Annotated in this window: 12 protein-coding genes and 3 pseudogenes; 4 read left to right on the plus strand and 11 right to left on the minus strand. The window is 59.0% G+C overall.

The genetic code is table 11. The annotated features are described in order from the left end of the window. Together B0G69_RS31480 and B0G69_RS31485 are read right to left on the minus strand one after the other, a co-directional pair. Window positions 1-568 (minus strand): annotated as a pseudogene (locus B0G69_RS31480) (efflux RND transporter periplasmic adaptor subunit); the annotation flags it as partial. A 246-nt stretch (window positions 569-814) separates the two neighbouring features. Continuing rightward, window positions 815-4,047: pseudogene (locus tag B0G69_RS31485) on the minus strand (efflux RND transporter permease subunit). Window positions 4,048-4,337: 290 nt separating this feature from the next. On the opposite strand from B0G69_RS31485, the gene B0G69_RS31490 reads away from it, so the two are divergent. Next, window positions 4,338-4,628, plus strand: a complete 291-nt coding sequence (locus tag B0G69_RS31490; RefSeq protein WP_121323990.1) for a DUF4148 domain-containing protein — start codon at window positions 4,338-4,340, stop codon at window positions 4,626-4,628. Between the two features lie 15 nt (window positions 4,629-4,643). On the opposite strand, the gene B0G69_RS31495 is transcribed toward B0G69_RS31490, so the two are convergent. The 3 genes from B0G69_RS31495 to B0G69_RS31505 form a co-directional block, all read right to left on the minus strand. Then, window positions 4,644-5,821, minus strand: a protein-coding gene (locus B0G69_RS31495; RefSeq protein WP_199731125.1) for an IS3 family transposase whose coding sequence is annotated in 2 segments (ribosomal slippage) — window positions 4,644-5,554 and window positions 5,554-5,821 — 1,179 coding nt in all. Because the reading frame shifts where the segments join, the coding sequence is not laid out codon by codon here. 355 nt (window positions 5,822-6,176) lie between these two features. Beyond that, window positions 6,177-7,067, minus strand: a complete 891-nt coding sequence (locus tag B0G69_RS31500; protein ID WP_241991570.1) for a hypothetical protein — start codon at window positions 7,065-7,067, stop codon at window positions 6,177-6,179. A gap of 215 nt (window positions 7,068-7,282) precedes the next feature. Continuing rightward, window positions 7,283-7,687 carry a hypothetical protein gene (locus B0G69_RS31505; RefSeq protein ID WP_199731440.1) on the minus strand — a complete coding sequence of 135 codons (405 nt, stop codon included), beginning with the start codon at window positions 7,685-7,687 and terminating at the stop codon, window positions 7,283-7,285. A 155-nt stretch (window positions 7,688-7,842) separates the two neighbouring features. On the opposite strand from B0G69_RS31505, the gene B0G69_RS31510 reads away from it, so the two are divergent. After that, window positions 7,843-8,649, plus strand: a complete 807-nt coding sequence (locus B0G69_RS31510) for an IS5 family transposase (RefSeq protein WP_121315303.1) — start codon at window positions 7,843-7,845, stop codon at window positions 8,647-8,649. Between the two features lie 207 nt (window positions 8,650-8,856). Here the strand turns inward: B0G69_RS31510 and B0G69_RS31520 are convergent, their stop codons facing one another. The 5 genes and pseudogenes from B0G69_RS31520 to B0G69_RS31540 all read right to left on the minus strand — a co-directional run bounded on the left by B0G69_RS31520 (window position 8,857) and on the right by B0G69_RS31540 (window position 14,059). Next, window positions 8,857-10,551: an RNA-directed DNA polymerase gene (locus B0G69_RS31520; RefSeq protein ID WP_121323991.1), complete on the minus strand. Its 1,695-nt coding sequence runs from the start codon at window positions 10,549-10,551 to the stop codon at window positions 8,857-8,859. Between the two features lie 704 nt (window positions 10,552-11,255). Next, entirely contained in the window at window positions 11,256-11,528 is a 273-nt protein-coding gene (locus B0G69_RS31525) for a hypothetical protein (RefSeq protein ID WP_121323992.1), read from the minus strand. A gap of 280 nt (window positions 11,529-11,808) precedes the next feature. Next, window positions 11,809-12,270, minus strand: a complete 462-nt coding sequence (locus B0G69_RS31530; protein WP_199731506.1) for a hypothetical protein — start codon at window positions 12,268-12,270, stop codon at window positions 11,809-11,811. Beyond that, window positions 12,258-13,197, minus strand: a pseudogene (locus B0G69_RS31535) (IS1182 family transposase); the annotation flags it as partial. The gene B0G69_RS31530 and the pseudogene B0G69_RS31535, both read right to left, overlap by 13 nt. 67 nt (window positions 13,198-13,264) lie before the next feature. Beyond that, window positions 13,265-14,059, minus strand: coding sequence for a nucleotide-binding protein (locus tag B0G69_RS31540; RefSeq protein WP_158609008.1), 795 nt, complete (start codon window positions 14,057-14,059; stop codon window positions 13,265-13,267). A 1,264-nt stretch (window positions 14,060-15,323) separates the two neighbouring features. Between B0G69_RS31540 and B0G69_RS31545 the strand changes: the two genes are divergently transcribed. Further along, the gene (locus B0G69_RS31545) at window positions 15,324-16,148 is read left to right on the plus strand and encodes a response regulator transcription factor (RefSeq protein ID WP_241991571.1); all 825 of its coding nucleotides are present in this window, start codon (window positions 15,324-15,326) and stop codon (window positions 16,146-16,148) included. Between the two features lie 112 nt (window positions 16,149-16,260). Next, complete coding sequence (locus B0G69_RS31550; protein ID WP_121323996.1) at window positions 16,261-17,157, plus strand: hypothetical protein; 897 nt, start codon at window positions 16,261-16,263, stop codon at window positions 17,155-17,157. 118 nt (window positions 17,158-17,275) lie between these two features. Here B0G69_RS31550 and B0G69_RS31555 read toward each other — a convergent pair whose 3' ends face one another. Next, window positions 17,276-20,581 (minus strand): DUF4157 domain-containing protein, encoded by a 3,306-nt coding sequence (locus tag B0G69_RS31555; protein ID WP_121323997.1) that lies wholly within the window; start codon window positions 20,579-20,581, stop codon window positions 17,276-17,278. Window positions 20,582-20,616: the final 35 nt, after the last annotated feature.

Consider the following 20,616-nt stretch of genomic DNA (forward strand, 5'->3'; position numbering starts at 1 on the left):
TCGACATGGCGCGCGGTGATCGTGCCGTCGAACGGTGCGGTGATCTTCTCGTACGACACAGCTCGGCGAGATGCGCGACATTGGCCTGCGCCGACGCCAGCATCGCGCGACGCGCTTCCATGTCGCTGACTTTCGTATCCGCATCCTGTTGCGCGACCGATTGGGTTTTCAGCATCTCCTGCCAGCGTTGCGCTGTCGTTTTCGCGAAGTCGAAGTTGGCTGGGCGGTGGCTTCGTCGGCGCGGGCCTGGCGCAGTTGGGCGTCCAGATCGGGCGCGTCGATCGTGGCGAGCGTCTGACCGCTTTTCACCTGGGCGCCGATGTCGGTGTTCCAGTGCGCCAGATACCCGCTCGTGCGCGCATAGATCGATGCTTCGGCGAACGGTGTCACCGGCGCCTGGCAGCAGCAATTCGTTGACGGCCGGTGCGGGGCGCGGCGTGACCACGGACACGCTGAGCACGCTTTGCGCTTGCGTCTGTTGTGTCAGCGCGGCGCTTGCGTGTAGACGCGGCAGGATGCCCACGATCAGTAACGCTGCGGCGAGGCCAGCCAATGCGAACGGCCACACGCGGCGACGCGGCTTCGGGGCTTGTGGTCATGTCGGCTGAGCGTTCGGTTCCGGCGGCGGTGGGGTGCGAGTATTCGTTGCCGCTCGCGCGCTGAGCGGACGGAGCCGCTTGAACGGTCTCAGTGGCATGCGCGTATCGGTGGCTCGAGCAGCTTCTGCGCTCGATCAACCTCAACAGCCGGTTCAGACCTGTCGCCGAGGTCCGGCGGAAGTGATGGATTGTTCATGAGCTAGTTCTCGTCGGAGTCAAGTGGTGCGGGCGGGAACGCGGGATTCTTCCGCGGCGGTGCGAGCCGCGCGTCGTTTATCGAGCCACGCATGCACCATCCCGTAGACGACCGGAACAAACAGCAAGGTGGACACCGTGCCAAGCGCAAGGCGCCGATCACCGCGCGGCCAAGCGGCGCGTTCTGTTCGCCACCGTCGCGAGGCCGAGCGCCATCGGCAGCATGCCGATCAGCATGGCGAGCGCGGTCATCAGCACCGGACGGAAACGGCTGAAGCCTGCCTCGAGCGCGGCCTGCAGCGGCGGCTTGCCACCGTGATGGAATTCGCGCGCGGTGTTGATCACGAGGATGCTGTTAGCCGTGGCAATGCCGATACACAGAATGGTGCCGGTCAGTGCCGGCACGCTCACGGTCGTGCCTGTGCTGAACAGCATCCACGCGATGCCCGCGAGCGAACCCGGCAAGCCGCTGATGATGATGAACGGATCGAGCCACGACTGAAAATTGACGACCATCAGCAGATAGACGAGGGCGATCGCGAACACGAGACCGCTTGCGAGGCCACTGAACGAGTCGTGCATCGCCTGCACCTGGCCGCGCACCACAATCGAGGCGCCCGGCGGTAATTGCGGCCGGATCTGATCGACGAGGCGGTTCACATCGGTCGCCACACCGCCGAGATCACGACCTTGCGCCGATGCAAAAAATATCGAGCACCGGCTGCACGTTGTAGTGCGAGACGACAGCTTGCTGGGTGGCGCGTGTCAGCGTGCTCATCGCGCCGAGCAGGTTCTGCGGAGCGGGCCCGTTGCCGCTTACCGCAGCGGATGCCGCCACCGTGCCACGGTTCTGCGCGACTGGAATATTGGCCAGCGCCTGCAGTGAATTGATGTCGTACTGCGGCATCATCGCCATCAGCGGATAGCTGACACCGTTGTGCGGATCGAGCCAGAAATTCGGCGTGGTCTGCGAGCTGCCTGAGAGCGCGATCAGCAGGTTCTGCGACACGTCACGTTGCAACAGGCCGGCCTGAATTGCTCGCGTACGGTCGACATTGACGTTGATCGCGGGTTCGTCGCCCGGTTGCTGGATGCGTGCATCGACGAGGCCGCGTACACCGCGCAGTTGAGCAAGCAAACGGTTCGCCACGACGCGATTGGCATCGAGCTTGTTGCCGACGATCTGGATATCGATTGGCGCAGGCAAGCCAAAGTTGAGAATCTGACTGACGATATCGGCGGGCAGGAAGGCGAACGTAACGCCGGGGAAATCCTTGAAGAGCGTGGTGCGCAGCGTCGCCACATAGGCAGCGGTGGGCTTGTGTCCGGCTGCGAGTGTGATCATCACGTCGGCGTCTTCGGGGCCGATCGGGTCGGAGGAATCGTAGGTCAGGTTGATACCGCTCACCGGCACGCCGATATTGTCGAGCATGGCCGCGAGTTCCGGCTTCGGGATCACGCTGCGCATACGGGCCTCGACTTCATCGGTGATGCGCGCGGTGTCTTCGATACGCGTGCCAGTTGGCGCACGCAGGTGCAGGCGGATTTCCCCTGTATCGACAGCGGGGAAGAAATCGCGGCCGGAGAATGGCACCAGGACGAGCGAGCCGATACACAGCAGCAGAAAGATCGCAATGAAACGGCGCGGGCTAGCGATAGCCGACGCAAGCACGCCGCGATAGCGTTCGCGCAACTTCTCGAAGCGATGTTCGAAGGCTGCCTGGAAGCGGATCAGGCGCGCAATCGGTCCGTTGCCCGTGACAGGCGCGTTACTGCGCGCACGCATCAGATACATCGCGAGGGTCGGCACCAGCGTACGCGAGAAGAAATACGATGCGATCATCGCGAACACCACCGCCTCGGCGAGCGGCACGAACAGATAGCGCGCCACGCCGGAGAGTAGAAACATCGGCACGAACACGATGCAGATGGACAGTGTCGAGACGAACGTCGGTACCGCGATTTCGCCCGAGCCGTTCAGAATCGCGTCGTGCAGTGGCTCGCCGTTCTCCAGATGGTGCGTAATGTTCTCGATCGCGACGGTGGCGTCGTCGACGAGAATACCCACCGCTAGAGCGAGCCCGCCAAGCGTCATGATGTTGATGGTCTGGCCGAGCGCGGAAAGTGCGATCAGTGAGGTCAGCACCGCGAGCGGAATCGACACTACGATGATCAACGTTGCGCGCCAGCTGCCGAGAAACAGCAGGATCATCACCGCGGTCAGGGCCGCGGCGATCACGGCCTCGCGCGCCACACCCACTACGGCAGACTTCACGAACACCGATTGATCGGACAGCGCGGTGATATGCAGCGCGCTCGGCAAACCCGCCGCGATATGCGGCAGCATCGTCTTGACCTGCTGGATGATGGTCAAGGTGGACGTGCTGCCGGATTTTTCGATGGTGAGGAGCGCCGCGCGTTTGCCGTCGCTGCGCACGATGTTGGTTTGCGGCGCATAGCCGTCGCGCACATGGGCAACGTCGCGCACATACACCACGCCGCCGGCTACCGTCTTGATCGGCAGGTCGTTCAGCGCGGCCACCGTGTCAGTGCTGCCATTCATCTGCACGTTGTATTCCTTCGTGCCGATTTTGGCGGTGCCGCCCGGAAGAATCAGGTTCTGCGCGTTGACGGCGTTGACCACGTCGAGTGGTGACAGGCCTTTTGCCTGCAGCGCGCGCGGATCGATATCGACCATGATCTGCCGCACCTTGCCGCCGAACGGCAGCGGCACCGACGCACCTTGCACCGTCGCCAGTTGCGTGCGGATCTGGCTGTTGCCGAGATCATAGAGCTGCTGTTCGGACAGCGTGTCGCTGGAGAGCCCAAGTTGCAGGATTGGCACCGTCGACGCGTTGTACGTGATGATGTTCGGCGGCAACGTGCCGGGCGGCAGCACGCGCAGGATCGAAGCCGAATTGGAGGCCGCCTCGGCAATCGCGCGATTGATGTCAGCGCCCGGGTGAAAAAAGATCTTCACTACCGAGACGCCGTTCAGCGATTGCGACTCGATATGCTCGATATCGTCGACGTCGGAGGTCAGCGCGCGCTCGTAGTTCGACGTGATGCGGTTAGCCATGTCCTGTGCGGAAAAGCCGTTATACGTCCAGACGATGCTGACCACCGGGATGTCGATGTTCGGAAAGATATCGGTGGGTGTACGCAGTATCGCGAGCGGGCCGACGATAAAAATCAACACCGCAAGAACCACGAATGTATATGGGCGGCGCAGCGCGAGCTTGACGATCCACATGACGGTTTCCTGAAAAGAGGCAGAGGGAAGCGCACGGTTTGTTTCAACGCCTGGCGGCGCGGGACGCGGGCTTCTTCGTGAGTCAGGAGTGTGTGGGGGTGGCGCTTACCGGCGGTGGTCGGATAGATTACCGTTCTGTTATCTGGAGTTTGGGTTTTCTGTTCTGATTCAGGCGCGGTGCGTAGATAACAAAACGGTAATCCGAAGGTCAGTGCTCCGACAGCTGAAATGACAAGAATGGGAAGCGTGGTTCAGGCCACTCATTTCTTGCACATATTCGGAGAGACATCATGAAACGTTTTACCGCTTTGGCTGTTGCTGTTGCCGCGCTTGGTTTGTCGATTGGGTCGACTGCTTTTGCTCAGTCTAATTCGCCAGGGTTGACGCGGGCTGAAGTGCTGGCCCAGTTGCAGCAGGCCCAGGCTGAAGGGCTCGTGCCGGCGCCTAAGGATGACTATCCGCCTAGTGAGGCGACGATTGCCCGGAATCGGGAGATTTATGCTATTCAGCATCCGGGGGAAGCAGCGGCTGTGAAGACGGCCGGAGCGGGTGGTGTGGGTGCTGCGGCGGCTTCCAATTGAGGCTGGGTGTAGTGATCAAGTTATTTCGGACAGGCTGATAGGTTCTTTTACTGTCGGTTTTGCCTCGTAGGCAACGGGCGACAGATAGCCCAAAGTCGAATGCAAGCGTACTGCGTTGTAAAAACCGACGATGTACTGGTTGATGTCGCGCCGTGCTTCATCGTGGTTGGCGTACTGACGCTGCCACACGCGCTCCATTTTCAGGTTCAGGAAGAACCGCTCCATTACCGAATTGTCCCAGCAATTTCCTTTGCGGCTCATACTGCAAACCACGTGATGCTGCTTGAGCAAGGCCTGGTATTCATCGCTCGCGTACTGGCTGCCCCGGTCCGAATGCAGGAGCAGGCCTGACGCTGGCCGACGCTGCTGCAGCGCCATGGTCAGTGCCGAAATGACCAGTGCGGCCGGCATGGTCGGCGCCATGGACCAGCCGACCACCTTGCGTGAGTACAGGTCCAGTACGACCGCCAGATACAGCCAGCCTTGCGCCGTGCGGATATACGTGATGTCCGAAACCCACGCGCGGTTGGGCTCGGCGACCTCAAATTTCCGGTCGAGCACGTTCTCCGCGACAGGTAGCGTATGCCTGCTGTCGGTCGTCGAGACGAACTTGCGCTTCCAGCTCGTGCGCAGGCCCGCTTCGCGCATCAGCGTCCGCACCCGGTAGCGACCAATATGCAGCCCATGCTCCCGCAGCGCATGCATCACACGGCGGCTGCCATAGCTCGCGCCACTGGCGACGAATGCTGCCTTGACGTGGGTCCGCTCCTGCAGACTCTTTGCACTCGGCTTAGCGCGCTGGTGCGCATAGTAGCCAGAGCGACTCACCTCCAACACCCGGCAGGCGTGACTGACCGATACGGCCTCCTGTTGCAAGTGAGTTACCACGCGGTAACTCACTTCAGTTCCCGGGCAAAGAAGGCCGACGCTTTTTTTAGCAGCGCATTGTCCTCGCGCAATTGCCGGTTCTCCGCTTCAAGTTGCCGGATGCGCTGCTGTTCCGCCGTCAACGGCTTGCCCTCGCCGGGGCCGCCCGCACGCTCTGCGTCGTACTGGGCCACCCAGCGCCGCACGGCTGTCTCAACAAGGTCCATCGACCGGCAGACTTCGCTGACCGATAACCCCTGGTCCCGTACCATCCGTACCACTTCCAGCTTGAAGCTGGTGTCAAATTGTCGGCGCCTTCTTGTCATCCTGCTCTTTTTCCTCGTCGATTCCGGATTGTCCCCCTATCGACCTGTCCGAGGAAATTAGACCACTACAGTCCGCATACCAGTTGTGGCGCCGAATAAATGTGTGAGTCTTCTTCCAAGCCTGAGCAAGAACGACCTCATCTTGAAGAACCTTCGCTTGCGGGTGCAACTTGTCGTACCGCGAATGCACAACTATCATGTCAAACCTTTAAATGACGCCCTGTCGAAGTTTATACATCTTGTCAACAGATTGATAATCCGCTGACCTCTACGGGCCATGGCCGCCAAGAGTGCCTGCACCGCTTCAAGCTGGGAGCGCACGTCCTTGCGGACGAAAGCAGGTGATCAAAGCGAATTAGGAGTTTTGAGGAGTGGGGGAACTAGGGCCCGCGATATTGGACTTCTCGATTAGTCGCAAGCAAGCATGGATCGTAGCGAGATAGTAATAGAACATCCAGCTTAGCCAAATCGAGGAATCGTAGTCGGTCTTCTGATCCCTGCGATGATGACGGATGCCAAAATTGTTTGCCAGCTGGAACAGATCTGCTTCGTCCTTCGAACTCAATACCGATTTAGCCTCGGCCCTGAGAAATTCAAGCACATCCGCCAAATCACGAATGGCATCCTTTCTTTCAGAAAGCGCGCGACGCCGATACTTTAACTTAGCGGCCTCCACTCGATCTCGAACATTTGCAGCATCGGCATGCGGGACGTCGGCAGAGAGGATCGGCGCGAACTCATCATCGGCCAAGGTCAATATCTCCCCGGCGTTGGAAAGCTCAAACCCAGGGCCATAGTCCGCTAATATCTCGTTCATCTCCTGGCGGAAGATATCGCGCCCGGCTTGCGGATCGAATTTGGAGTAGTGCCAGCCGCAATCGTTGAATTGGTGGTAGCTTCCGTCGATCCCTTTGGATGCGTGATCGTACAGAAATTCGATCATATCGAATAGATCATCCTCCGCGTATGCATCTAGTTTCTCCCAAATCGGCCACAGCCCTAGGGTACGCAGCTTCCGAAAAACGAACAAGTTGTTGTCACCACCTGCTTTGCCATTTACATCTCCAGCGTCGATACATGAGTAGCCAAACCATTCCTGAAAAAAGCCATCTCCCCACAGTCGGTCGAAAGCCGCTCGAAAAAACCGTTTGAAATCTGCCAAACTGAAACCATCACCAGCCGGCCGCTTGCCGCTCCTTACGGAATAGTAATTCCGGCGGGGAGGATTCAGATCGCGCTCGCTCATTCGCATGTCCTTCAACAGTAACGAAAGACTCCATGATAGGCCTTTCCAGACTTAATTTTATCCACATAACCGGTATCTTCATTCATGCCTTAACTGTACGAAATACGTCCATTATTCGTTGCTGACAACTCAACACGCGCCAACGTCCGCCAGAGATACGATCAACGGGCCAGTGCAGTATCGGAGCTGATTGTAGGAAAATTGCAGACCTTACTTCAGTGCGTAAGGCGCGATCCAACAAGGGACTGAAACAATTGAAGGATGTCAAGCTTTGTGCGGCCGCTGCTAATAATGGACAAGAAGGCGTTAAATTTCATCGAGACTTTCTCTCCGCTCCTCGGATTTAGCAGCACGAAGTCCTCCCACTCGGCTTCATGCCCCTCAATGGACGCCGCGTAGCTCAAGAGCCAATAGATGGCTACTTGGCGATAGTCCGCCGACGAGAAGCGCTTAACGCTGCACTTCACCTCTACAAGCGTACCCCCGAGGGCGAAGTCTCCGTAGCCATTGGCAATCCACTCGAGGCCCGGAATTCGCGGCCGGATGACGATCGCACGCCCGCTCACGAGGCTCATCTCTGTCATCGAGTTAGCGAGATTCCTGCCAACTGTTTCGGCCAAGGCCTGATCCCATTGGGTCAGATGGTCAGGCAGCTTCGCATCAAAGTACGCACGCTGCCGCTGGAGCGTTTCAGCGAAGCAAGTTTGCCAATCGATGCTCGCTTCGCCCTTAGAGGGTGTTAGGCACTTTTTGTCGGACCTGGTATCCTGGTGGGATGAAAAAACGCACGCCTTACCCAACGGATGTATCGGATGAAGAGTGGTACTTCGCCGCTCCGTACCTGACCTTGATGAACAAGGACGCACCGCAGCGCCGCTACGAACTGCGCGAGATGTTCAACGCGCTGCGCTGGATCGTACGCGCGGGTGCACCGTGGCGTTTGTTGCCCAATGACTTTCCACCTTGGGAACTGGTCTACCAGCAGACGCAACGCTGGATTCAGGCCGGCTGTTTCGAGGCCATGGTGAATGACCTGCGTTCGATCATCCGGATCGCCCAGAAGCGTCGTGGTCAACCCAGCGCGGTCATTCTCGATGGGCGGACCCTGCAGTCGACCTGCGAGAGTGGACCTCGCGCCGGTTACGACGGCTACAAACGCAAACGTGGCAGCAAGGTCCACATGGCGGTTGATACCTTGGGGCAATTGCTTGCTGTGCGTGTTACGCCGGCCAACGAACAGGAACGTGCGCAGGTCGGAGAACTGGCGCGTCAGGTTCAGCAGGCCACGGGCCAGACGGTGAAGGTGGCGTTCGCCGATCAGGGATATACCGGCGAAGAGCCTGCGCAGGCAGCACTCGACGAAGGGATCGAGCTTCAGGTAATCAAGCTGTCGGAGGCGAAAAAGGGCTTCGTGCTGTTGCCGCGCCGCTGGGTGGTCGAGCGCAGCTTCGGCTGGCTCAACCGCTTCCGCCGGCTGGCCAGAGACTACGAGCGATTGCCCGAAACCTTGGCTGGTTTGCACTTCGTCGTATTCTCCGTGCTTATGCTTGTCCACTTTGCAGCCCTTAACAAAAGTGCCTAACACCCTCTAAGCAGCCTCTCTCCCACCGTGTAGCCGAGTTCGAAGAGCATGGCGCGCTGTAGCGTCGACAGAAGCAAGAGTTTCGGTTGCAGTGGCTGGACCTGGACTATGAGCGCCGAATTGTTTAAGTGCGCGACGATGCTCGGCGTCAACTGTGGAAACACCTCATCAAATATACCCGGGATTTCACGGGCCACGGTTCGTGGATCAAACTGCATCGCTTATCCCTTTGGCCCAGTTCATGAATACAGTCGAGAACCGTGGCTCGGCGCCGCGTGGCATCTGGCTCAGCTTCATCTTGTCCTTAGCTTCGTCGAAAGGGAGCTCTACCCCAAGCGCCCATGATTGGTTAGCAGCCCGCTTTACCTGCTGTCGAGCCTTGTCTCCCTCATCGGCGAATTCGAAGGATGCGAGCCAATAGAGTCGCCGGCATCCGGGACTCATTTGTTGCCAGCGATTGCGCAGGGAGTTGAACGCGACAGCATCGCGCCAGCCACGCCAACAATCAATGCAAGCGCGTCGTACGGTGTCCAATTGCGTAGTATCGAAGAGCTGGCGCACGAGCTGGACTCGAGCCGGCGTACTTTGGAAACGCAAGCAGCGCAGGTAATGGAGCAAACTAGTGTCGGCTTGCAGAAGATGCGCCGAGTGGATAGGGACATCATCAAGCAAACGGTCGAGCTGTTCGTGGGCGGAGGAGAATTTCGCGTCGCTTCGTAGGTTAGCAACACCCCGCATAATAGTGGAGAACGAAGAGCGGAAGGCGTGGAGATTCCGCTGCTTCAGCAGCGTCGCCGCGATTTCGAGTGCGACGGCCGGCTCATGAAGCCGTATTGTCCGACCGATCTGGGTCACCAAGAAGGAGTCCGGCAACGCTTTCTCCAATTCACGGTTCAAAAGCTGGCGTACATGAAGTGTCTCGACGGTCTCCACGAGCGACTCGTAATCCTTCTCAGCGTTGTCGGAGTATGGGTCAAACTTGAGGTCAATGCTTCGTAGTTTCGCGGCCTCGATATCGTCGTTTCCAAGTTGCGACGAGACGTACTCTCTATAGTGCCTCGAGGACAAGAATACGGTCTTTGACTTGTTCAAACTCAGGCCGTAATCCATCAACCCTTGCGCAAGAACGCCAAGCGCCCGGTATGCCCCAGCAGTGTTCTCCGCAATCAGCACATAGTCGTCAACATAGCGGCTCCAGTGCACTCCGCGAGCTGTAAGGGCGGCATCCACCTGATTCAGGAAGAGTTCTGCGAGGATCCGAGCTCCTTGGCCGCCGACCGGCAGACCGAACGAGCGCCCTGCGAAGAGCTTGCTGAGAAGTGCGTTGACTTGCTTCGAAACTGGCGCGGCGTCGCCGACGAGACCATTGATCAGGTTCTCGATGTAATGGTGAGAGACGTGCTCGTAGAAGCTCGAAATGTCCGCTTGAACGACGACAGCCTGATCACCTGCTGCGTTCGCCTGAATAGCGGTAGTCTCCTTGAAGGCTCGCCATAATCGGTTCTCGTCGAAGAGCTGCTCACCACCTGTCGGTAGGAAGCGGTAGGAATGAACGTTGGGGGACCTCTGCGGTTCAAGCGCCTCGGCGATGGCGATGGCCAGTCCGTTCAGGTAGATATTCCAAAACAGGTGAATCTTTGTCACAACCCGGAACCCGGCCGGCCCGGAGGGGGCCAAAAGCCTCTCACTGTGGACGTTTAGCTCCGCAATTCGCTCGTGATTGTCTTTTGACGACTGACTGTCCCTAAGTTCCGAGTAGAAGCCGTAAGCGATAGAAGCGAGCGCTTTAGCCTCGTCGCCACAGAATCGAACGTCGATGTCAAATGGCAGCGTGTCGTTATCGCCGTGCTTCCCAACTTCACGAGCAGCACGTTCGAAGTGACGTAGTTCCGGTTTGGGCAAAAAGGACCTCCCTTTCAACTATTTCGTCTGGTGTGATTGCGTATATCCAGCCTCGCTCAGAATGATACGACACGAGGCTGATCATCGAGCGCCGCCGGCCTGTGCAACGATTGCTCCACAACAGCGAACCCGACATTTGCGGGCGCGATGCATCGAACGACAGGAAAGGAAACCTGAAGCTGCCTCGCAAGTGGCGTTGCCTGAACGTCGGCAATGGCCGAATTGTGCGGGTAGTTCGTCCGTCGGGTTCCGGGGGCTGCAGGCGTTCCAACAACAGGCCTCTCTGCTCACCGAGCGGCAGGTCGTCGCCACACCCGGAAATTGGAGGGCAAACTTTCGACTCACACGGGCGAGTCAGCAATGGCTTTGCGCTGCCGACGCTAAGTTGACTGGCGCAGGACAGCACGTCTTGCAGGGTAAAACCGGAACTTGCTCGACGCAGTGCGCTACTTTTGTGCAATGAATCTGACGCAGATCCGGTGGATGTCGCAAACGATCGGCGACCGGTAGTCGAGCCTCCATCCGTCTGCGAAGAGCGGTGTCAGCGACCGCTCCGTTCTTCGCCACCGTGCGTGTGAACGCACTTCCCGTCGGGAGCATCGCTCGTGCTGACCGTTGCGCCGCCACGACCCCGCCGACGCAGTCTGCTACAGAGGCCCGTTTTCGCATCCTGAGCACAGCGCACAGCGGTGCGAGCCGGAACACTATTGCGCCGCGGTCAGTTTCAGTCCGGGCCTCAATGCCGGCGACGGTTCCTGCAGGCCTTTGCGCTCGTCGGAGACCTGCTCGATGCCTTTACTGGCCACCTCCTCCAGAAAGGTCAGCCGGGCCCGATAGTAATTAACGCGTAGCTGTGCATCGAGCACATGCTGCTCGGCCTGGAACAGTTCCATGCGCAGGTCATTAAGTGCACGTTCCGCCTGTTTCTCGGGAGTGGGCGCGTGATGTGAAGCCCAGTTTGCAAGCCATCGCAGCATGGTGAAGCCCTCCTGTCGTCGGGTGCCCGGCCACGACAAAGGCTATCAAAGTCTGGAACGGCTGTCTGTCAAAAAACGCCAGCGCGTCACATGTTGCATAAACGGCACAGCGACGCCTGAGTGCGACGGAGGTGTGATAGCACCAGTTGGCGCATGCGCCGCACCCTCCCCGCGGGAATGTCAGGCGATCCGCACTGCCTGCACAATGCACGCGTGCCAGTGTTGGACCCCTTTACCGCAGGTGATGGCGGGACCCGACCTACTGGCTGCGGACCGGTCGTCATCCTGCACTGACCGGGGTATAAGCAAGCTTCATCGGCCGTTTTGCATGCCTTGCGCATTCCGATCGCGATGCCATCCGCCCGAGGGTGACCGCGTTACCGGGATATCGCGACTGCAGCCACAACCTCACCACGTCATTGCGCATCCAGCTCCCCACAAAACTGGCAGTCAGCGCGAGCAAGAACAGGTCATCGTAATACCCTGCCGCCAGCTCCTGCGCGACAAGTTGCACCCTGATGAGCCCACGCTCCATGTCCGCCAGACGTCTCACACCGTCGCGATCAGACTGCCGTCCCCGTGGATCATCCACCCGAAGGCCAGCGGGCGTCGCCGCCAGTAGCGCGCGCGCAAAATCGCCGCTGCAGTTGTTTTGCCGCACCATCACGCTGGCCACAGCGACCTGGCGGGATGGCACCATCCGAGCCAGCGCGGTATGGGTCCGTTCAGGTTGAGGTCGCATGCCCGTATCTCCGGGCCGCTGAAGTAACCCCGATCAGCAACAACCTTCAGCTTCGGCTTGCCCATCGCGTCCTTCGCAGACACCGCCATTCTGCTGAGTTGGCCGTGATCGTTTTCCAACGTTCGTCACTTCGTGCTCGACGATCAGGTGATGCTTCGTGTCTACGGCGGCCTGAACGTTGTAGCCCACTATGCCGGAGCCTCTTCCACTTGTTGCCATGGATCGTGCGTCGGGATCCGTCATCGACAGCTGTTTGCCCGGTTGTTTTTCCAACCGCTTCCTGATCTGTGCGAGCTCACGCATCTGCTGGCGCAGGCGGGCGATCTTCTCGTACAGGCGAACGGTCTTCACATCAAAACCTGTTGGACTGGTCCGGTCTGCGGTTTCAATCAGGTCGAGATAGCGCTGCACGCTTTCCTCAATCTGCTGCTGACGCTTGTCGATCTTGCTTGCCGTGTAGTTCCTGTCGCGGCTGTTTGACGCCTTGAACTTGCTACCGTCGATAGCCACCATGTCACTGGATAGCAGCTTCAGCCCCCGGCATAACTGGACGAAGCGCCGGCATACGTTGCGAATGGCTGGGCCATTGTCGCGGCGGAAGTCTGCGATCGTCTTGAAGTCCGGCGCCAGACGTCCTGTCAGCCACATCATCTCGACATTGCGCTGGCATTCGCGCTCAAGACGCCGACTGGACGGTACCCGGTTCAGATACCCATAGATATAGAGCTTGAGCATCACTCCAGGGTGGTAGGACGGGCGACCCGTGAGGGCGGGCGTAGCACCGTCGAAGCCGAGTTCCGCAAGGTTCAGTTCGTCGACGAACACGTCGATGATCCTGACAGGATTGTCCTGCCCGATGTAGTCATCGACGCATTCAGGAAGTAGTGCGACATGCTTGCGGTCATCGCCTTCAACGAATCGCTTCATGAGTCACCCGGTCTGAATGCGTTGATTCAGTCTAGGCGATCAGTGCGTTTTCACACAGGCTCGGCCATCACCCGTCCTTCGTTCGCACGCCAATGGCCTGTGACCCCAAGGGCGGAACCTTACTCGAACCAAGTTCCTGTTGGTACGCAAGAGTGAGGACGTAAACTCTCTGCTCTGGAAGTAAATGGGCTGTTTCCAGGTCCATTCCGATGAACATCAGTAGCCGCAACTGCTCCAACCTATAGATGAGCTCGGACATAAGCGTTTCGGAGAAGATTGTGGCCAACTCCTGCGTTGAACATGCACCTTTCTCCTCGATCACTGACAGGATTGCCCGTTGACGATGGGACAACCGGTTTCTGAGTTCCAATATCGGGATGCCACATTCCGACGGGACGCGATGTACCTTCGGTTGAACGCCCTTCAACAATGCCCGAATCTTGTTGCTTGCCGGTCCGAGAGCAGCACCGAGGTTTTCGTCGGTGCGCATTGCATCAAAGATAGCGAAGTTGACGCCAAGGAGATCCGACGGCAGCCGTGAATCTTCGCCCTTGGGTGCGACGATGAAGCTTCGGTAGAGGCCTAGACGGCCAACGAACAGTCCGAACTCAAAAACCACGTTGTCCCGCACTGCCGCCTGATCGACCCCTCGGCTCCGGATGACGTCATCCGGCGAGAACACAAAGATACCGACGTCGGCAAGATCTAGTTCTTTTAGTAAAGAATCGAGGGTGAATTGGCTTGGATGGAACACATCTTGTGTCCAAACAGTGATCTCGCCGTCGTTTGCGAGGTTGTCCTGAAGTGCATAGGCATACTGCAGACCTTCTCTGGAAGAGCCGATGAACACGTGGGGCTTCATTTGAGCCTCCCTAACTTGATCATAGCGCGGAGTCGAGACACGAACCCAACGCATTCAGTATCTACGGTATGGCGGTGTTTGCAAGGTGAATTGACTATCGACAGTCAGACCTCAAGCGGCTACGTTTAGGACCGTGCCTCTGCATTTTTCGGCTGAACTTCTATTCCTTGGTAGTCGTCGATGATGACGCGAGCGCTTTCCGTTCGTTGTACATTGCCGGCAGTATTTGTGAGTCTTCAAACAGAGGGTGGATGTCGTTTGAGGAAAGTCGCGACGGAGTCGCTTCTAGCTGGCTTGATCTGCGGGGTGTGACGCAACTTTATCGAGTTCCTGTTGCACGGTGATCGAGCCGGCCGTTGGGCGCACGAACCGGTGCCGCACTGCTTGCGAACGCTGGCCAAAGGCATGCCCCTGCGCCAGGAAAGCCAACGAGACGCACAGCAGTGAGCGCCGGCCGATGCCTTTGGTTATTTACCGGACCTCACCTGATTTCCTAAACCTTAAATATTCGTTGTGGTACCGCCGTTGTTAGCAACGGCGTCTGGGGTCAATAGTTACGCCATTGACTTGTGTGAGGGCTGGACGGCAGTCGGGGGGCTGACTCCGCCGGTTTGTGGACTACTCCGATTGTGACAAGAAGATCGATCGCAATGGCAATGCACGCACCAAAAAAGCGCAACGTCTTTCTGTTGTCCTTTTTCTCTAAGCCAGCACCACAGACGCCCCTCTGCGGTGTCACTGCATCCCACACAGCAAATTGCGGATTTCGTCGAATCCACATTCGCATAGCCAGCCCCAGAAGCGATCACGCGATTCTTCAAATATGGATAAGACGACCGTTGATAGCAAAACTGAAGGGCGGGTGCTGTCATAGGGTTTCGGACGCCGACCGCAAATGCCGGGTTCCGACCAGACTGGAGTGAACCGCCAACGAGCATTCGATTGTCTGTCCACAACTAACGACAATTGGCTATCGATGATTGCCGCCGCAAACCCCATTCATTACGTGGAAATGTTGCTTTGTGTGTGCTATAACTCCTACGACAAAACCGACTCTCGATCGTCTCGCACATTGGTTCCCCAGTAGCTCAAGCGGCGCAAGAATTCTTGCTAGGAAAGCCGTACCACGTTGCACCGAGAGCAAGAGTTCGATCGCAGCAAACCGCTGGGCGTGCCTGGTTCATCGATGCTCGATCGTGCTGAGGCACGGATCGTATTTCGAACGAGGTACTCGCAAGCCCGTACCCATCGATTGGTTCCATCAGTGACCGCGGCGCCGACGATTCTCATCCTTGCCGGGGCATGTATGGACGTTGTCCTTCTCACACCCATCAGATTGCTCGCCGATGCGTTGCTCTTGTGCCTCCAGAACCTGAATGACGTCACGATCGTCGCGCAGATCGATGGCATATCCGTGTTGCGTGAAGTGCTGATCGACCGCCGCGCAGATATCGTATTGATCGACATTACACAAGGCGTGGACTTCGGCGAAGTCCGATCGGTAGCGACGGAATGGCCCGAACTCGTTCTGGTTGCGCTCGGACTCGAAGAACAGCGCCAGGAAGTCATTCGGTGCGGCAGGGCGGGATTTTCCGGATACGTACCGCGCCACGCCACCATCGGAAACTTGCACCAGGCCATGATGGATGCGGTCGCCGGGCGCCTCGCGTGTCCTGGCGAAATCTCGGCCGGGCTGATGAAGGCGTTGTTCCGTATGTTGCCGGCAACTGATGAATTTGGCGAGAACGCAGCGCTAACAATTCGCGAAAGCGACGTGCTGAAGCTGATCGGAGACGGACTATCCAACAAGGAAATCGCTCGCGAATTGCAGTTGAGCGTGGCCACGGTGAAGCACCATGTTCACGGCATATTTTCCAAGTTGAATCTCACACGGCGCGCCGATGCGATGCGCCGGGTTCGAGACGCGCCGTGGATTGCGTCATCGCGCGTGCGCCCGCCTTCTGCTTCGTTTGGTGGCGAGCGCGCGGGGGAGCACATACGGCTCGCTCGCCTGATCCGTTCACAAGAGGCCTTCGACGCTGGCCCTGATCGACGTCACGATAACAAGGCGTCATCGAATGTTCCGTAGGGCGCGCCCGCCGTAACAAGCCGCGATGGCGACGAAGGTGCGGCGGCACACGACTCGCCGACCTTCTGTAGCGAATGAGGTCATCTCAAGTCATCTCGAAAGGATCAACGCCATGGACGTCAACTACACGCAGACTCAGAGCACGGTTCCTTCGCCCGCTGTTGTCGCCAGCGCAGCCGCCGCTGCGGTCGTACCCCCGGCAGCCGCGGTACCTGACGTGCCCGTCGTACCTGTCGCGCCGAAGCCGGCGGATGAGCTTCAGGCAAAGCAGGCCCGGCTCAGGGAGACTCAGGACCAGATCGCCGCGCTGAATAAGACAGCCCACGCGCTGCAGGCCGATGTGACACAGATGGAAGCCAAGGCCAAGGAAGTGGCCGATACGGCAGCAGCCTATGACGCAACCCTGCAGCCCTTGAAGAAGCGTCTGGACGCCGTGAAAACCACATTGGTCCAGAAGCTGACTGCCGCACTGGCGGTCATAAAGGACGATCAGGCGCGCATCGACGGCGTCGTCGCCGACTTCGACAAGAGTCTCGCTGCGAAGGCCAAGGACGCCGTCGACGCCACAGCCGCGTCGGTCAAGGCGGCTGCCGACACGAAGGCGGCGCAATCCGCGTTGCAGGCGGCCCAGGTGGCCTACACAGAAGTGAAGGGGTGGGCAAATCAGCTGACCGCGAGCGTGACCGCGGCCGAGAATCTCGTCGCCAGGACGATCATTGCCGAAACACAGGGCGACTACATCGCGCTGTACGTTCTCGTGAGGGAGGCGCAAGCCTTGCTTCCGAAGGATCCGCCGCCGTCGACCGCGGATCACGGCGACGCGGTGCAGAAGGCACAGGACGCGGTCGTTGCCGCTCAGCAGACCGTCGACAAGGCCACGGCAAACGCGGCCCAGGCGGCGGAGAATGCTGCAAGTACGCAGAAGGCAGCTGATGCGGCGAAGGCGTCGCGAATGATAGATTTGCTGGCGGCGGTGGCGAAGGCACCGGCGGCGGAGGGGAAGTCGTAGGCGAAAGCTTGGCGCCATTGCCGTGCGAAGCTATGTGCGCGACAGCAGTGGCGACTGCATGAATGGCGCAGATTGTTGGCAAATGGAGCCCGATGTCGAGCGTCTCCGATCGTGCTTTTTACTTGAATTTGAATATGTCTCGAGCGCGCTCGGGGGCTGGCCCCACGACCGTCTCCCGCCGCGCTTGACCAAGAGTCATGCTTAAGCGCTTTCGGACGTCGAACACATCCTGAGCGATGATCTCATCTCGCCCATCCGCGTTGGTTCGACCAACGGTAATTCGAATTGCGTAAGGAATCGTCCTAAAGGCGCTCTTCGTCGGTGAGACCTGCGCCGGTGGAAGCACTGTTGGGTCGTCGATCAGTGAGCGCAGAGGATTGCCATCATCGTATTCCGCCCTTACATCGACATAGATCGATTCACCGGCCTTTAGTCGGCTTGCGACCCGGGATTCGAATGAGCCAAACCAACTGCGATTGACACGTTCCTCCATCGGTACGAGATTGTAGGCTGCGCCATCACCACCGTACCGGTCGCCGATCAGATGGCCTGCGTCGAATCGCTCAGGGATTGTGATTCCTAGAGTCTGTAGAACGTCCAGCTGCCGATTGACAAGTCCTGACACTGCGTGCTGGGCCGCTTCATTTCGATTTCCTCCGCCAATCGAAAGCCAACCTTCTGCCCGCCGTGCACGGGTTCCGTCCGGATAGTAGCGAATACCGGTCTTTCCTCCAGTCTTCACCGTTATGGGTCCCGTGTCTTTGGTCGGATTGATCGCTCCATGGACATGAACGACTTCCTCTCCCTGACCCTGACGCTCTACTACGACCTCAAGCGCAGTCATCTTGTATTTTGATTTGATGGCGGCGAAAGATGCCTTTAGTTTTTCTGCTGGCAGCTTACTTCGAGCAACAGATTCTGCCTCGCGCAGAGCAAGGTCCAGGTCACGCGTCTTTTCCTCATCTGTGCGGCTGTCGTCCTTCTTCCCAAACACCTTCGCAAACAACTTCTTCGCCGTCTTCACAATCCAGTCGATGACAAAATCTAGCGCCTTGTCGATAGGCGCGCGGACCTTGGTGTTCAGCAGGTTCATGACCTTGTCTGCGACCTTGCCCAAGCCGATGAAACCGGCAAGGAAGCTGATGGCAAGAGTGAGCAGACCGGCGAGGGTGCTCTCGACCTTCTTGGCGGCGTTGCCGAGTGCGCCACTAGCGATCTCCATGATCGAATCGAGGAAGGCCTTTGCGACCTGAATGATCTTGGCCAGCTTGTCGATGAAGACAACGATAGTGTCATAGATGCTGACGATGGCCTGGATAAAGGCGCCGCCGGGGATCAGCAGGCTGACGACCTTCATCACTGCCTTTTTGACGATGGTCTCGACGATGAAGTCGGTGATAGCACCGATCACCATGTCCTTCAGGCTACCGAGCTGCTCTTTGATCTTGTCCCACGCTGCCGCTGGCCCTTCGGTGACAAGCGTGACGACGATGTCGAAGCCGGTTTCCATCGTTTTGACCGCGGGCTCGCCCACAACCTTGACGAGCTTCTGGCGGATGTTCTGCCACGTCAGCCCGAGGACGCTCAGGACAAATTTCAGTATCTCCTTGAGCTCGAGTTTCTGCGGGATATAGACGCCCGGCAGCGAGCCGGTGAGCCATTCGATGATGCTGGTCTTCAGGTGCTGGCCGATGTTGTCGGCGAAGTTCTGGAACCCAAGCTTTCCGGCCTTCACGAGGTTGCCCACGAACGGTATCGGATTTTTCAGGATGGTCTTGAGGGCGCCGGCGGCCTTTTTGAGGTAGGGAATGGCGCTAGGGGCCACGACTTCGAAGATGATCTGCAAAAGCGTCCAGACAGCATTGCCGGCCCATGTAATGAATTGAGCGGCAAAGCCGCCGAAGACCGCGGCCACCTTGGCGAAGGCGCCGGTGATGATAACGAGGTCTGCGATCTCCAGCGACTTCAAGGTGTTGAGAAAGAGCGTGGGAATCTGGGTCACGAAGGCCATCAATTCGCCCAAGGTGGTCTGGAACCAGGTCCAGGCGCGGGGGATCGCGTTGGCTTTTTTCACGTTGTCCCACACGTCCTCCTGGTCGATCAGCTTCATGAAGCCACCGATCAGGGTCTCGGCGTTGCGCGGCACCGGCTCGCCGGTGATCGGGTTCTTGCCGAGGACTGCGGTCAAAAGCGGCCAGCCGCGCGTGCCTTCCGCGAGTTTGGCAAGCGGCATCAGGATCGCGTCCTTTATGAATTTCAGGATGCCGAGGCCGAGACTCTTTGCGAACGCGATGATGCGCTCGATCGGGTCGCTGACAATGGCCTTGGCCCGTTGCCAGACGCCGCCAAGATCGAAGATGTCGCTCCAGCTGAGCGATCCGATGAAGGTGTCGATGGCCTTGCGGATCGAGGCGCCCACGAGTCCGAGCGTGCGCAACTGTTCGTCGATCCATCCGCCCACCGTGTCGAAGACCCCGTAGTTCTGCAGCGCCTGTGTAATGAGGGCTCCACCCGGAATGAACTCGATTATCGCGCGCAGGATGTTGGCCGCGCTGCGCTCCACGCGGCTCATGTTGATCGGGTTCACGCCCAGGACGATCGTGAACATTCGAAATCCCGGGATCAAGTTGGCTTTGTCGGCGAAGTAGTCGAGCGCGTCGCTCGTTCCGAGCCGCTGCACCTGCGGCTCAGTCGTCTGGACGACGCGCGCTTCGCTGCGGTGGATCTCCGGTCCCTGAGTGGCTGCGCCCTGCTGGATGGTGTGTGTGAGTTCGTGCGCTATGAGTTCGCGGCCATCGGCCGTGTCGGGGTTGAATTGGCCGCGCGCGAAATAGACGTCGCGCCCGACGGTGAAGGCCTGAGCATTGAGCTTTGCACTGAGGATGGCGGCGTGGCTGTCGGTATGGATGCGGACCGCGCCGAAGTTGGCGCGAAAGCGAGTTTCCATGAAGCCGCGCACCCGTTCCGGCAAGGGCATGCCGGTCGATCCGCCGCGGGCCAGTTGCGCGTCGACGCCGGCGGGAGCGTCGCCAGCGCCGACGGCCAGGCGCTGCGCCTCCGGTGGCGCCGAGGTCTCGATGCGGCGATACGTCATGGCTGAAGACGACGCGAGGGGCGGCGCGGCCGCCAACGGATCCGGCATGCGCGCGATCATCTTTCCGGTGGCGCTCGCCTCGAGTTCGGCAGGATCACTCGGCGACGAGACGCGCAGCCGCGTCTGGATGGCGGTGGGCGCGGAGGTCTGGATGGCCGGTCCGGCGTTCGTCGAACGGGCGACGAGCACCTGGGTGCCGAGATTTCCGACGCGCCGCTGTAGTAGTTGCGCGGTGGTCGTCGCCGCCCCGTTCGCCGTGGCTCGCGCGGGGGCGGCCTTGCGGCGCTCCACGACGGCTCGGCGCGTGACCAGACGTTCGGCTGTCATCATTCGGAGACCGGCACGGGTGAAAGGGCGTTGCTCGG

This window comes from Paraburkholderia sp. RAU2J (assembly GCF_003634845.1).
Lineage (GTDB): Bacteria > Pseudomonadota > Gammaproteobacteria > Burkholderiales > Burkholderiaceae > Paraburkholderia > Paraburkholderia fynbosensis.

What these genes read in the sequence shown, in the direction of transcription:
- B0G69_RS31500 (WP_241991570.1), bottom strand. Translation starts at nt 7,067, where the DNA reads ATGAGCGAGCGCGATCTGAATCCTCCCCGCCGGAATTACTATTCCGTA.
- B0G69_RS31525 (WP_121323992.1), bottom strand. Translation starts at nt 11,528, where the DNA reads ATGCTGCGATGGCTTGCAAACTGGGCTTCACATCACGCGCCCACTCCC.
- B0G69_RS31540 (WP_158609008.1), bottom strand. Translation starts at nt 14,059, where the DNA reads ATGAAGCCCCACGTGTTCATCGGCTCTTCCAGAGAAGGTCTGCAGTAT.
- B0G69_RS31550 (WP_121323996.1), top strand. Translation starts at nt 16,261, where the DNA reads ATGGACGTCAACTACACGCAGACTCAGAGCACGGTTCCTTCGCCCGCT.
- B0G69_RS31490 (WP_121323990.1), top strand. Translation starts at nt 4,338, where the DNA reads ATGAAACGTTTTACCGCTTTGGCTGTTGCTGTTGCCGCGCTTGGTTTG.
- B0G69_RS31530 (WP_199731506.1), bottom strand. Translation starts at nt 12,270, where the DNA reads ATGCGACCTCAACCTGAACGGACCCATACCGCGCTGGCTCGGATGGTG.
- B0G69_RS31510 (WP_121315303.1), top strand. Translation starts at nt 7,843, where the DNA reads ATGAAAAAACGCACGCCTTACCCAACGGATGTATCGGATGAAGAGTGG.
- B0G69_RS31555 (WP_121323997.1), bottom strand. Translation starts at nt 20,581, where the DNA reads ATGATGACAGCCGAACGTCTGGTCACGCGCCGAGCCGTCGTGGAGCGC.